The sequence below is a fragment of the Marinobacter pelagius genome (genome assembly GCF_003315345.1).
GTDB lineage: Bacteria > Pseudomonadota > Gammaproteobacteria > Pseudomonadales > Oleiphilaceae > Marinobacter > Marinobacter pelagius_A.
In genome coordinates, this window is record NZ_QNRO01000011.1 from 123629 (window position 1) to 136444 (window position 12816).

The window sequence follows — 12816 nt, forward strand, 5'->3', positions numbered from 1 at the left end:
GGGCTTCGGCTTCAGTTTTCCTCCAGGCATCGGTGCACCCAGAGCAAGGTTTCCTCCGCCAGCCGGCTGGCGGTGTTGCCGAAAGCTCCGACCACTTCGTCCAGCTCACTACTCGCAGCGGGCTCGGTTAACCGGCTGTTGCGCACACACAGGCTCTTGCGTGTCCGGTTATCCAGAACTTCCGCGTGCAGCTCAATCACAACCCGGGTTTTCCCTTGGATTTTTTCTGCCTGGAAGGCGGAGAGCTCACTGATCAGCGTCAGGTCTGTGCTGGCCGCACTGGTGTCGGTCACAACATTGGCAAACCCCTGGCTCTGGCGAAGGATGTCGATCAGGTAATCGCGAACCAGTACCGGTGCGCTGTCACGCCAGCGGGCATTGCCGTACATCTGGAATTCATGGGGGGTTGGCTTGGTGAGGATACGGGTTCCGTTCACCGGCTCGGACGCCAGGGGCGTATCCACCCTCAGGGTCCTGGCATGACGGGTTTCCAGGCCCTGAACTGAATCGACAGAGCCCAGGTCCATGACACGGGGCGCCTCCGGGGTTGGAAAGATCGTACAGGCGGTCATGGCAAATGACGCTATCAGCGGGGTGACCGCTCGAAAACCGCTTCTCATTGCTCAACTTCCTTGATGTTGGAACCACCGAGCAGGGTGCCCGCAGGGTTTGCCTCCAGCCGTGTCGCAAACTGGTTCAGGTTGCGCAGGGCGCTGCGAAGCTCGCGGATGGCGGGCGTCAGCTCGCCTAGACCCTGGAGGCCGGCATCCAGCGCACCCTCATTATTTCGGGTCAGCTCATCGATTCGGGCCAGAGCCGGCTGCAGCGTCGATAGCGCCTGGTCCATGGAGTTGAGCACCGGTGCAACCTTTTCCAGCAGGATGGCATTGGCGTTATCGGATACGCTGGAGACCTTGATGGCGGCTTCTTCCGCCCGAACCCCTGCGGCATCGAACTGCTCCATGAGCGCCAGCAGCTCCTCCCGCTGGGCCAGTAGTGAATCGGTGGCGTTTCGGGTGTTTTCAAGAATACTGGCCATGTTGTCCAGGTTTGTCTCTGAGAACAGGTTGTTGGCATTGGTGAGCAGGATCTCGGTTTTCTCGATCAGCGCCTCGCCATTGGTCAGCAGGCTGCTGAAGGCTGACGGGTCTGCCGTGATCAGGGGCGGGTTATTGCGATTCCCCTCAAGCACGGGGCTGTCTTTGGTGCCGCCCCGGAACTGCACACTCATACTGCCGGTGATATTGGCGAGGATCAGGCCGACGTGAGTGTCCTTGCGAATGGGCACTTCCTTGTCGACCCGGACCAGTACACGAACGTGGCTCGGGTTGTCCGGGTCGAGCGTTAACTCGAGCACCTCGCCCACCGGGACGCCGCTGTACAGCACTGGATTCCCTTCGGAGAGGCCGGAGATCGGATGATCGAAGCCGATCTGATAATACGCCCATTCCCGGTCCGCCGAGGATTTGCCCAGCCACAGCGCGAAGATCAGTGCTGCGCCAACCGCCAGGACAGTGAACAGGCCAATAATGACGTGGTGAGCCCGGGGCTCCATCAGACGTTTTCTCCTTGTTGCCTCTGTGTTCGGTTCGCCGCGGCATAGCTCGCAGCCCGGCCTCGTGGACCATTGAAGTAATCCTGTATCCATTCATCCGGGTTGACCGCAACGGTTTCCAGGGTGTCTGCCACCAGTACCCGTTTTTGTGACAACACGGCGACCCGGTCGCAGGTGGAATACAGGGTGTCCAGGTCATGGGTGACCAGGAAAACCGTCAGGCCCAGGGCGTTGCGGAGGGTCACGATCAGCTCATCAAAAGCCGCTGCGCCAATCGGATCCAGGCCCGCCGTGGGCTCATCCAGGAACAGGATTTCCGGATCCAGCGCCAGGGCCCGCGCCAGGCTCGCACGTTTGACCATACCACCGGACAGTTCCGCGGGATACTTGAGGGCGGCATCTGGTGGCAGGCCGGTCAGGGCAAGCTTCATGCGTGCCACCCGCTCTGCATCAGGGCGCTTGAGCCCGGCGTGTTCGATCAGGGGAACGGCAATGTTTTCCTGCAGGTTCAGCGAGGTAAACAGTGCTCCTCCCTGGAACAGGACACCAAAACGTTGCTCCATTCGGGAGCGGGCTCGCGGAGACAGGGCGTCCAGCGTTTCGCCAAAGACCCGGATGTTACCGGAGGTGGGTTTGCGCAGACCGATGATGCTACGCAGCAGCACCGATTTTCCGGTGCCTGAGCCGCCCACCACGCCGAGGATTTCTCCCCGGAACAGGTTCAGGTCCAGATCCTCGTGGACAACGTGTTCCCCGAAACGGTTACAGAGGTTGCTGACCTTAATAATCGGTTCTGCCTGATGTTGTGACTGCCTGGTACCTGCTACTGCCGCCATTGGTTACCACCCCATTTCCATAAAGAATAGCGCAGCGATGGCGTCCAGCAGTATTACGATGAAGATGGACTGGACCACACTGGACGTGGTGTGTTCGCCCACGGACTGGGCGCTGCCGCCCACCTTGAAACCCTCCAGACAGCCAATCACTGCAATCAGGAAGGCAAAGACAGGCGCCTTGGAGATACCCACCAGGAAATGGCGCAGGGCGATATCCCGCTCGACAATGGCCAGGAATTGGGTGAGGGTGATGTCCAGTGACAGCACGCACACCAGTGCGCCGCCTACCATACCGGCCATCATGCCGACAAAGGTCAGGATGGGAAGGCTGATCATCATGGCCAGAACCCGGGGGAGCACCAGCAGTTCAATGGGACTCAACCCCAGGGTGCGGATGGCATCCAGTTCCTCGTTGACCTTCATGGCGCCAATATGGGCTGTGAACGAACTGGCGGTCCGGCCTGCCAGCAGGATGGCGGCGAGCAACACGCCGAATTCCCGCAGGAACGAGAAGGCCACCAGGTTGACGGTATAAATGGTGGCACCGAAGTCCTCCAGTACCGTGGCACCGAGAAAGGCGACCACGGCACCGACCAGAAAGGTCAGCAGGGCAACGATGGGCAAGGCGTTCAACCCGGTGTCCTGGATCGAGGCGACGAACGGCGTCACCCGCCAGCGCTTCGGCCGCGGCAGCACCCAGGCCAGCGTAGCAAGGGTCTGGCCGATGAATCCGAGTAACACCCAGATCAGATGCCCCAGAGCTTCCACCTGCTGGCCGGTGTGGCCCAGGAACAGGCGAACCGGTGAAACCTTTGGCGGTAACGGCTCCTGCCAGTCTTCCAGGGACCGGGCAACGGCCAGCAGCAGGGCCGCCTTTTCCTCCGGCAGTATCTCCTCGGCGGAGACATGCTGCTCCAGAGTTTCCGGTCCTAGAAAGGATGCCAGTACCGAGGCGCCGGCTGTGTCAATGTGCTCCAGGGCCGAAAGGTCCAGTCTATCGGGAGTTTTGGCCCCGGCGGGGAGTGCGGCCAGTTGCTGCAACAGTGAGTGATAGCCCGAAAGGGTCCAGTCGCCGGTAATGGTCAGCCCGCCGGACTCGAACCGGGCATTGCCGGGACGGGATCCGATAGGGTCAGATGCCTGGGACTGGGAAGGGCGTGGTTCCATCTTTGGATACGTCCGGGCCTCGGGAAGTTATTGAATATCAAGCTAATGACAGCTTAGAGATTCAACTGCTTATCCGCCAGTATCTTTCGATCTTCCGCATCGTGACTGGCGAGTACCAGAACCTTGCCAGCGGCCTTGTGCCGGAGCAGCAAGGACCGTAACTGCGTGCATGCTTCCGCATCGAGGCCCGTGAGAGGCTCATCCAGGAGCAGGATGGGCTGGTCCCTTAGTAGCGCCCGCAACAAGGCTACACGCTGACGTTGCCCGCCGGACAGGTCCCCGGGCATGCGACTTTCGAAGCCGGCCATACCAACGCTGGCAAGCCCTCGGGAGATAGCCTGTTTCTGCTCCGCACTCAGCTTGAGTCCGGGATGCATACCCAGGCCAATGTTGGTCTGTACGTCCAGATGTTCGAACAGGTTATGTTCCTGGAACAGGCTGGTTACCGGTCGATCCCAGGGTGGAAGATCGTTCAGCAATCTCGACTGCCAGTGGATGGTGCCCGATTCCGGTGTCAGAAAGCCGGCGAGCAAATTCAGGAGCGTAGACTTTCCGGATCCACTGGGGCCGTTGATGGCAATGCATTGCCCATGGTCGACCTGAAAGGTGAAACGCCAGGTGGTTTCTGTATCCGGGTAGCGGAAGGTCAGGTTCTTCACGTCAAGCATGGCGGGCCTCCGCAAGAGTATTTAACGCATCGTTCTGGTGCCTGCTCTGCTTGCGCTTTCTATAACCGGGCAAGTTGAAGGTCGCGAATACCAACAGCAGGAGAGTGAGCAGCCACAGGGCAGTGCCGGCCGCCAGTTCCATGCGGTAACTGCCCAGTTGTTGGTAAAGGAGGACCGGCACTGTAGGTTGCCCTGGCGTGCCGAACAGTGCGATAACCCCGAAGTCTCCCAGTGACAGGCCGGTGCCATAGGCCATGGCCAGGGCGAGCGGACGCTTGAGCCGGGGCCAGTGCAGCCAGCGCCAGCGGTACCAGCCCAGTACTCCGAGCTGGTCCGCCTGCTGTGCCGTGGCCTGATCCAGGCCTGCCAACGGCCCCTTGAGGAGCTGGGTGACAAATGGCAGGGCCATCAGACCATTAATCAGCGCAACCAGTGCCAGCCCCTGCGAGGAGTGCCCCAGGCTCCGCCGGAGGAGCAGAAACAGACCCGTTCCAAGGACGATCGGAGGGACCATCAGGGGGACAGCGGTTGCCACCGAAGACAACCTGGCCAGATGCGGACCACCCCGACCGGCGAGGGCCAGTACAAGGAGCGCCGACAGCACTGAAAACGCGCCGGCGGGTAGGGCAATGGCGAAGCTTCGCAGCGTTGCCTCTGCCAGATCCGCCAGGGAGGTGCCACCATCAACAGCAACAGTGACAAGCCCCGGCAGGCCCTGCAGCAGGATTGCGGCAAGGGGAAGTAGCAGAAAAAGGGCGATACAAACAAGCAGGGCCGCATCCCGTAGCCGCGTGATACCCTGGCCGTCCGGCCGGCGAATTGTTTCTGAAAAACTCCTTTGTGGCGAAAGGTTAGCCGACAAACCTCGACGCACCATAAAGAGCCAGATGGCACCACAGATTGCGAGCTGCACAATCGCCAGAAGGGCGGCACGACCGAAGTCAAATTCGAAGCGCAGAGACTGGTAAATCGCGACTTCCAGGGTCGTGGATGCCGGGCCGCCACCCAGGGTCATGACGATCGCAAAACTGGTAAAGCAGAGGGTAAATACCAGGGCGGCGATGCCGGGCAAGACCCGGCGCACGGCTGGCCAATCGAGGGTCCGCCAGAGCCACCAGCCTGTCAGACCCAGCTGACTGGCGACCCGCCGCCGTGGTGCGGGAACCGATTCCAGCGCCTGCAGCAGGATCCGGCCGGCCAACGGTGCATTGAAGAATACGTGGGCCAGTACGATGCCGTTAAGCCCGTAGAGATTCCAGCGCACGGTGGTCCAGTGTTCAACCACTGAAGTCAGCCAGCCGTGCCGGCCATAAACCCCCACCAGCCCGGAAACCGCCACGATCGTTGGCAGAACCAGACTCAGTTCCATCATCCGTAACAGCAGGCTCCGGCCCCGGAAGCGTGGCTGCCGAGCCAGGGCAAGCGCGATGAGCAACCCCAGGACCAGGCTGAGCGCAGTGGACAGGGTGGCCTGCCAGATCGTGAAACGGATGACATTGCCGAGATACCGGTTCTGCCAGAGCTCCGCCACCTCTGGGAGGTGAGCCTGCCAGAGCAGCGCTGCCAGACCAGCGATGGTCAATGCCAACAGGCTGCCGGCGATGATCAGGCCAGGGCCGATCTGCCAACCCGGGTGGCTGAGTGGCGCCTGGGTAGAACCGAACGGGAATTGACGCATTATGGAATCATGGCGTTGAGCCATTCATCCAACCAGGATTTGCGTTTTTCGGCCACGGTGGCCGGATCGATAAACAGGGTGTTGTCCGGCTGGATCAGACGATCAAACACCTCCGGTAACTCATCCCCCAGATCGATGGCCGGGTACATCACGTTCTTCAGCGGAATATGGCGCTGGAAATCCGCAGTCAGCATGAACTGCAGGAAGTCCCGCGCGAGTGCTTTCTGCTCGGAGGGTTCAACCAGGGCCGCCACTTCCACCTGCAGGTAATGCCCCTCATCGAATTCGGCCGCCTGGTAACGGTCGGTTTTGTCGACGGCCATGTGATAGGCCGGGGAGGTTGAGTAGGAAAGAATCATCGGCGCCTCACCGTTCATGAACAGTGAGAAGTAGCCGTCACTCCAGCTCTTGGTGGTGGTAAGGATGTTGTCACTGAGGGCTTGCCACTTTTCGCCGGCCTGTTCACCGTAGACGGCCTTCATCCAGAGCAGCAGCCCTAGCCCTGGTGTGCTCGTCCGGGGGTCCTGGATAATGATCTGGAGTTCCTCGGGTGCGTTGACCAGTTCCTCCAGGCTCTTCGGAGGGTTGGGTAACTGTTCGGTGTCATACACGAAGGCAAAATAGCCCCAGTCGTAGGGTACGAACAGGGAATCCTGCCAGTCGATGGGCAGATCAAGAGACTCTAGCGCGATGCTGTGGGGAGCAAGCAGACCGGTCTGACGGGCGGTTTCCATGGTGCCCGTGTCCAGCCCGAGAACGACGTCTGCGTCGGTGGAGTTTCCCTCAAGGCGCAGTCGCTGAAGTATGTCGCCTCCGCTATCAAGGACCACATATTCGAGGGTGCAGTCACACTGGTGTTCGAACGCTTCCTTTACGCCGGGGCCGGGTCCCCATTCGGCGGCGAATGACGGGTGGGTGTAGACGGTCAGGGTATTGTTGCCCTGGCCACTGGCCAGCAGGGGCAGCGCAATGCCTGCGAAAAGGGTGAGGGAGTGTCTCAGCATGGTTTGTTTCCTCGGATTCGATCTGGGGAGCCATGCCGCGGTTTCACCGGAAAGGTGAATACTCAATCCCTTCGCCGGTACGAGCCGGATCAGGTTCCGCGGGTATGGTCTCAGCCCTCTGTTTTCATGCGAAGGGCACCCCGTTGAGTGGCGCACAGTATAGCACGTTAGCCTTTGCTGCCGGCCAGTCATCGACTTTGCCTATCAGCGTCATTGTGTCGCATATATCCAAAGGAGCTATGCTTAGAACCAAAAGTATGATTAAGTGTGTGACGTAACGACAGACACTCCCGACGGAGGAATGACTATGCAAATGCCTGTAGTCACACATTTCTTTGATGAACCGACCAATACGTTCAGCTACGTAGTACAGGATCCCGACAGCAACGTCTGCGCCATCGTGGATTCCGTGCTGGATTTCGACTACGCCGCCGGCCGGACCGATGTCCGTTCCGCCGACGAAATCATCCGATTCATAAAAGATGGCGGCCTGAAGGTCGAGTGGATACTCGAAACCCATGTTCACGCTGACCATCTTTCTGCAGCGCCTTACCTGCAGGAACAGCTCGGTGGCAAGACCGGCATCGGCCAGAAGATCGTCGACGTGCAGGAGATTTTCGGCAAGGCCTTCAACGCCGGAACCGAGTTTGCCCGTGACGGCAGCCAGTTTGATCGGCTGTTCGAGGAAGGAGATACCTTCCAAATCGGTAACCTGGAAGGGCGGGTTCTGCATACCCCCGGCCATACGCCTGCGTGCCTGACGTACGTCATCGGTGACGCAGCCTTTGTCGGCGACACCCTGTTTGCGCCGGATTCCGGCACTGCCCGCTGTGATTTTCCCGGCGGTGACGCTCACACCCTTTATCGCTCGGTTCAGAAGGTTCTAGCGCTGCCTGGCGAGACCCGAATCTTCCTGTGCCACGACTACAAGGCGCCGGGCCGAGACGAGTTCCAGCATGAAACCACGGTTGCAGAGCAACGGGCCAACAATATTCACGTTCGCGAAGGCATGACCGAAGACGATTTCGTCCGGCTGCGGACCGAACGGGATGCCACGCTCAGCATGCCCCGCCTGATCCTGCCGTCAGTGCAGGTGAACATGCGGGCAGGTGAGATGCCTCCCGCCGAGGACAACGGACAGGTTTACCTGAAAGTGCCTATCAATCGCTTCTGACAGAGGGTATGCCATGAAGATTCATTATCTTGAACCGGAGTTCGCGGTTGCGGATACCGTGGCTATCGAAGATCTCCCGGAAATCCGGGAAAAGGGCTTCCGGACGCTGATCTGTAACCGGCGTCCGGGGGAAGAGGGTTATGCTGGTGAGGAGGCCTACGCAGAGGCGGCCGCCAATGCCGGTCTTGAATGGGTATGTGTCCCGGTGGCATCCGGTGAGTATTCCGACGCCGACGTGGAAGCGTTCGGCCAAGCTCTGGAACGCGTGCCTTCCCCCATCCTCGGGTTTTGCCGGACCGGCCGTCGCGCCGTTCAAATGTGGGCCCAGGCTCGTGCCCGGGAACCTCAGTGCAATATCCCGATGCTCCTCAAGGCGGCCCATGAGGCTGGCCATGATCCTCAGCCCATCCAGGAACTGCTGGAAAAGTAACGTTTGAATATTGAGCTCGACGGACAGGGAGGTCCCTTGCTATCGCGGAGTTGAAGACCAGATGAAACCAAACCAAGACGTCGATCAATCCTTCCTGAAATACCATGATGTGGTCATCATCGGGGCCGGGGCTGGCGGAATTGCGACCGCTGCAAGCCTGTTGAAACGCCAGAAGGACCTGGACATCGCAATCATTGATTCCTGTGAAATTCATTACTACCAGCCGGGCTGGACCATGGTTGGTGGCGGCGTATTTTCCGCAGAAAGTACACGCCGCAAGACCGAAACCGTTATCCCCAGTGGTTGCCAGTGGTATCGGGTAGCCGCAGAACAGGTGGATCCTGACGCCCAGGTGGTTACCCTGACCGATCGTCGGCGTATCGGGTACCAGCGTCTGGTTCTGGCTCCTGGATTGGTGCTGGACTGGGGCGCAGTGGCCGGTCTTGAAGAAACCCTGGGCCAGAACGGTGTCACGTCAAACTATCGCTACGATCTCGCACCCTACACCTGGTCCCTCGTGGAGCAGCTGGAAAAAGGCAAGGCGCTGTTTGTGCAGCCTCCGATGCCGATCAAATGTGCCGGCGCGCCCCAGAAGGCCATGTATCTGTCGGCGGATGAATGGCGCCGTAAAGGCAGGCTGGAGAACATCGATGTTTCTTATCATTCCGCAGGGCAAGTGCTCTTCGGCGTTGAGGATTACGTGCCTGAGCTCCAGAAATATGTGGACCGCTACGGGATTGAGCTGTGCTTTGAAGAGCGACTCATCGCAGTTGATGGCAAGGGTAAGACCGCCCGTTTTGTCAGGCGCACCGGCGATGAGCAGGAAATTCTTGATCGCCCGTTCGATATGCTCCACGTTGTTCCTGCCCAGCGCGCCCCGCGTTTTATCGCTGAATCAGGGCTGGCCAACCCCGAGGGTTGGACCGACCTCGATTCCGAAACCCTGCAGCACATCCGATACCCGACTATATTCGGGCTGGGAGATGCGAGCGGAACACCCAATGCCAAGACCATGGCGGCGGTGCGAAAGCAGGCCCCGGTTGTAGCGGCAAACCTCCTTGCGTCGCTGATGGATAAAGAGCTGCCCGCGGCTTATCTCGGCTACGGTTCCTGTCCGCTGACGGTAGAGCGGGGCAGGATCGTCCTTGCCGAGTTCGGCTATGGTGGTAAGCTCCAGCCAAGCTTCCCCAGCTGGATCAATGACGGCACGAAGGCAACCCGAATGGCCTGGTGGCTGAAAGCGAAGCAGCTGCCCTGGCTATACTGGAACGGGATGCTGAAGGGTAGGGAATGGATGGCGGCACCGGCTGCACGAAACGTCTGATATCAGGGAGTGAGAAACATGTCGGATCGGTTAGCCCGGTTCCTGCCCATTCTGAACTGGCTCAAGGACTACAGGGGTGACACGTTTGTCAGCGATGCGCTGGCTGCAGTGATTGTTACCCTGATGCTGGTGCCCCAGGCACTTGCCTATGCCTTGCTGGCAGGTCTTCCGCCCGAGGTTGGCCTGTACGCCAGTATGATCCCGCTGGTGGCGTACGCACTGTTTGGAACCAGTGCGACGCTAGCCGTCGGACCTGTGGCGGTTGCCTCCCTTATGACGGCCTCTGCACTCGGTGGTATTGCCGAAGCCGGCACTCCCGAGTACGTCGGTGCCGCGCTGGTGCTGGCCTCGCTTTCCGGCGTCATGCTTTTTGCCATGGGCCTTTTGCGACTTGGCTTTCTGGCCAATTTTCTCAGTCATCCGGTGATATCCGGGTTTGTGACTGCGTCGGGCATCCTCATCGCCGGCAGCCAGCTTGGTCATATCCTCGGTATCCAGGGCGGCGGCCACAATCTGCTGGAAATGGCTGAGGGGCTGTGGCTGCAGCTGGGCGGAATCAATCCGGTCACTCTGGTGATTGGTGGTGGAGCCCTGGTCTTCCTGTATCTGTGTCGTAAGTTTCTCAAGCGGGGCCTGACCGGTATCGGGTTTCCCGAGCGGCTGGCGGACCTGACCACCAAGGCAGCACCGGTTACTGCGGTCATCGTCACCACAGCCGCGGCCTGGTATTTCGATCTTGGCGCTACGGGGGTAAACCTGGTGGGAGAAGTGCCCAGCGGTCTTCCCGACATCAGGCTGCCGTCCATGGATCCGGATATCTGGGCAACCCTGGTGCCTGCTGCGATCCTGATCAGTCTCGTCGGTTTTGTGGAGTCTGTTTCGGTTGCGCAGACCCTTGCGGCCAAGAGGCGTCAGCGGATTGATCCTGATTCCGAGCTGATTGCCCTGGGCCTGGCCAACGTGGCCGCAGGCGTCAGCGGTGGTTCGCCGGTATCGGGCGGATTCTCAAGATCCGTTGTCAACTTCGAGGCCGGTGCCCAGACACCGATTGCCGGTGCTCTGACCGCGGTCGGTATCGCCGTGGCGACGCTTACCCTGACCGGACTGCTCGCATTTCTGCCCAAGGCGACCTTGGCGGCGACCATCATCATCGCCGTGAGCACGCTGATTGACCTGCCGGCTATCAAGCGGACTCTGGCTTACTCGAAGGCGGACGGAGCGGCCATGTTGGCCACGATCATCCTGACCCTGGTTCATGGGGTCGAGGCCGGCATTATTGTGGGGGTTGCGCTGTCGATCGGGCTGTACCTGTATCGGACCAGTCGACCCCACAGCGCTGTGGTGGGACGGATACCGGGTACGGAACACTTCCGGAACGTTCAGCGCCACAAGGTGGAAATCGACGACAGTACTGTTGTTCTGCGAGTAGACGAGAGCCTGTATTTCGCCAACGCCCGTTATCTCGAGGAAACGGTTCTGGAGCTGGTATCCGACAACCCGGAAATGAAAAACCTCGTGCTGGCATGCCAGGCGGTCAATGAAATTGATGCTTCTGCCCTGGAAAGCCTGGAAGCGATCAACAGCCGTCTGGAAGATGCGGGTATCCATTTGCATTTGTCTGAAGTGAAAGGGCCGGTTATGGATCGCCTGAAACGTACCCATTTCTGCGAGGAGCTGACCGGTCAGATTTTTCTCAGTACCTACGATGCATGGAAGGCGCTTGCAAAAAAGCCAACTATTCTTTTTAAAACTAACTGACGATCCTTCTGGGGGTTCCCATGGAACTTGATCCTCTGTTGCTATCGCGAATCCAGTTCGCGTTCGTGGTGTCATTTCACGCCATCTTTCCGGTGTTTACCATCGGTTTGGCTTCCTATATTGCGGTGCTGGAAGCCCTGGGCTTCAAGACCGGCAATCCGGTGTGGCTGAAGTTGTCTACCTTCTGGACCAAGGTCTTTGCCGTGGTCTTCGGCATGGGCGTAGTCTCGGGCATCGTGATGTCGTTCCAGTTCGGGACCAACTGGAGCAACTTCTCCCAGGCCACCGCCAACTTCCTCGGGCCGGTACTCAGCTATGAGGTGATCACCGCCTTCTTCCTGGAAGCGGCATTCCTGGGCGTGCTGCTGTTCGGTCGCAACAAGGTCCCGGCCGGCGTGCACCTGTTCGCCGCCATCATGGTGGCCACCGGCACCTTCATCTCGTCGTTCTGGATTCTTGCCGCTAACAGCTGGATGCAGACCCCGGCCGGCTTCGAGCTGATCAACGGCGTCTTCCACGTCACCTCCTGGAGTGAGGCGATCTTCAATCCCTCCTTCCCGTACCGGTTCATGCACATGGGCCTGGCCTCGTTCCTGACCGGCAGTTTCGTGGTGGCTGGCGTCAGTGCCTGGTACCTCCTCCGGGGCCGGGAAGTGGAAGCCAACCGCAAGGCGCTGTCCATGTGCCTGTGGCTGATCCTGTTCATTGCCCCGGCCCAGCTGATCGTGGGTGACTTCCACGGCCTGAACACCCTGGAGCACCAGCCCACCAAAGTGGCGGCGATGGAAGGCAACTGGGAGACCTCCCCCAACGTGCCGCTGTTGCTGTTTGCCATTCCCGACCAGGAAGCCCAGACCAACCACTTCGAGATCGGTATTCCCAGCCTGGCCAGCCTGATCCTGACCCACGAGTGGGACGGTGTGGTTCCGGGCCTGAAGGACGTGCCCCGGGAAGAGCAGCCCCCGGTGGCCATTGTGTTCTGGTCGTTCCGGATCATGGTGGGTATCGGCACCCTGATGATCCTGGTGGGCCTGACCGGCCTGGCGCTGCGCCGGGGTGGCCGCTACTTCCAGTCCACCTGGTTCCTGCAGGTGCTGCGGGTGATGAGCATTGCCCCGTTCATTGCCGTGCTGACCGGCTGGTTCGTCACCGAAGTGGGCCGGGCCCCGTGGCTGGTGTACGGCATCATGGACCAGGCCTCGGCGGTGACCCCGTCCCTGAC

Annotated in this window: 12 protein-coding genes and 1 riboswitch; of the genes, 5 read left to right on the plus strand and 7 right to left on the minus strand. The window is 59.9% G+C overall.

Annotated elements, in window-relative coordinates; genetic code table 11:
• Positions 1 to 11: 11 nt before the first annotated feature.
• Genes DET50_RS11330 through thiB form a run of 7 tightly spaced genes read right to left on the minus strand, consistent with a single transcriptional unit; the run spans position 12 to position 6908 of the window.
• Positions 12 to 620, minus strand: a complete 609-nt coding sequence (locus DET50_RS11330; protein WP_113862957.1) for an ABC-type transport auxiliary lipoprotein family protein — start codon at positions 618 to 620, stop codon at positions 12 to 14.
• Positions 617 to 1555, minus strand: a complete 939-nt coding sequence (locus tag DET50_RS11335; RefSeq protein WP_113862958.1) for an MlaD family protein — start codon at positions 1553 to 1555, stop codon at positions 617 to 619. The genes DET50_RS11330 and DET50_RS11335 overlap by 4 nt, the downstream gene beginning before the upstream one ends.
• Positions 1555 to 2391 carry an ABC transporter ATP-binding protein gene (locus tag DET50_RS11340; RefSeq protein ID WP_113862959.1) on the minus strand — a complete coding sequence of 279 codons (837 nt, stop codon included), beginning with the start codon at positions 2389 to 2391 and terminating at the stop codon, positions 1555 to 1557. The genes DET50_RS11335 and DET50_RS11340 overlap by 1 nt, the downstream gene beginning before the upstream one ends.
• Positions 2392 to 2394: 3 nt before the next feature.
• Complete coding sequence (locus tag DET50_RS11345) at positions 2395 to 3558, minus strand: ABC transporter permease (protein WP_113862960.1); 1164 nt, start codon at positions 3556 to 3558, stop codon at positions 2395 to 2397.
• A 53-nt stretch (positions 3559 to 3611) separates the two neighbouring features.
• Entirely contained in the window at positions 3612 to 4226 is a 615-nt protein-coding gene (locus tag DET50_RS11350) for a thiamine ABC transporter ATP-binding protein (RefSeq protein ID WP_113862961.1), read from the minus strand.
• Positions 4219 to 5904, minus strand: coding sequence for a thiamine/thiamine pyrophosphate ABC transporter permease (gene thiP, locus DET50_RS11355; RefSeq protein ID WP_113862962.1), 1686 nt, complete (start codon positions 5902 to 5904; stop codon positions 4219 to 4221). Before thiP ends, DET50_RS11350 begins: the two co-directional genes overlap by 8 nt.
• The gene (gene thiB / locus DET50_RS11360; RefSeq protein ID WP_113862963.1) at positions 5904 to 6908 is read right to left on the minus strand and encodes a thiamine ABC transporter substrate binding subunit; all 1005 of its coding nucleotides are present in this window, start codon (positions 6906 to 6908) and stop codon (positions 5904 to 5906) included. The genes thiP and thiB overlap by 1 nt, the downstream gene beginning before the upstream one ends.
• A 49-nt stretch (positions 6909 to 6957) precedes the next feature.
• A riboswitch (TPP riboswitch) is annotated at positions 6958 to 7061 on the minus strand.
• Positions 7062 to 7215: 154 nt separating this feature from the next.
• On the opposite strand from thiB, the gene DET50_RS11365 reads away from it, so the two are divergent.
• From DET50_RS11365 to DET50_RS11385, 5 genes are all read left to right on the plus strand, one after another.
• Positions 7216 to 8082: an MBL fold metallo-hydrolase gene (locus tag DET50_RS11365; RefSeq protein WP_113862964.1), complete on the plus strand. Its 867-nt coding sequence runs from the start codon at positions 7216 to 7218 to the stop codon at positions 8080 to 8082.
• Positions 8083 to 8095: 13 nt separating this feature from the next.
• Entirely contained in the window at positions 8096 to 8512 is a 417-nt protein-coding gene (locus DET50_RS11370) for a protein tyrosine phosphatase family protein (RefSeq protein ID WP_113862965.1), read from the plus strand.
• 61 nt (positions 8513 to 8573) lie between these two features.
• Positions 8574 to 9836 carry an NAD(P)/FAD-dependent oxidoreductase gene (locus DET50_RS11375; protein WP_113862966.1) on the plus strand — a complete coding sequence of 421 codons (1263 nt, stop codon included), beginning with the start codon at positions 8574 to 8576 and terminating at the stop codon, positions 9834 to 9836.
• An 18-nt stretch (positions 9837 to 9854) separates the two neighbouring features.
• Complete coding sequence (locus DET50_RS11380; RefSeq protein ID WP_113862967.1) at positions 9855 to 11594, plus strand: SulP family inorganic anion transporter; 1740 nt, start codon at positions 9855 to 9857, stop codon at positions 11592 to 11594.
• 20 nt (positions 11595 to 11614) lie between these two features.
• The coding region (locus DET50_RS11385; protein ID WP_147252212.1) for a cytochrome ubiquinol oxidase subunit I at positions 11615 to 12816 on the plus strand (1202 nt) is incomplete at its 3' end.

Coding starts and splice junctions, on each gene's coding strand:
- DET50_RS11365 (WP_113862964.1), top strand. CDS start 7,216: ATGCAAATGCCTGTAGTCACACATTTCTTTGATGAACCGACCAATACG.
- DET50_RS11335 (WP_113862958.1), bottom strand. CDS start 1,555: ATGGAGCCCCGGGCTCACCACGTCATTATTGGCCTGTTCACTGTCCTG.
- thiP (WP_113862962.1), bottom strand. CDS start 5,904: ATGCGTCAATTCCCGTTCGGTTCTACCCAGGCGCCACTCAGCCACCCG.
- DET50_RS11350 (WP_113862961.1), bottom strand. CDS start 4,226: ATGCTTGACGTGAAGAACCTGACCTTCCGCTACCCGGATACAGAAACC.
- DET50_RS11340 (WP_113862959.1), bottom strand. CDS start 2,391: ATGGCGGCAGTAGCAGGTACCAGGCAGTCACAACATCAGGCAGAACCG.
- DET50_RS11380 (WP_113862967.1), top strand. CDS start 9,855: ATGTCGGATCGGTTAGCCCGGTTCCTGCCCATTCTGAACTGGCTCAAG.
- DET50_RS11330 (WP_113862957.1), bottom strand. CDS start 620: ATGAGAAGCGGTTTTCGAGCGGTCACCCCGCTGATAGCGTCATTTGCC.
- thiB (WP_113862963.1), bottom strand. CDS start 6,908: ATGCTGAGACACTCCCTCACCCTTTTCGCAGGCATTGCGCTGCCCCTG.
- DET50_RS11370 (WP_113862965.1), top strand. CDS start 8,096: ATGAAGATTCATTATCTTGAACCGGAGTTCGCGGTTGCGGATACCGTG.
- DET50_RS11345 (WP_113862960.1), bottom strand. CDS start 3,558: ATGGAACCACGCCCTTCCCAGTCCCAGGCATCTGACCCTATCGGATCC.
- DET50_RS11375 (WP_113862966.1), top strand. CDS start 8,574: ATGAAACCAAACCAAGACGTCGATCAATCCTTCCTGAAATACCATGAT.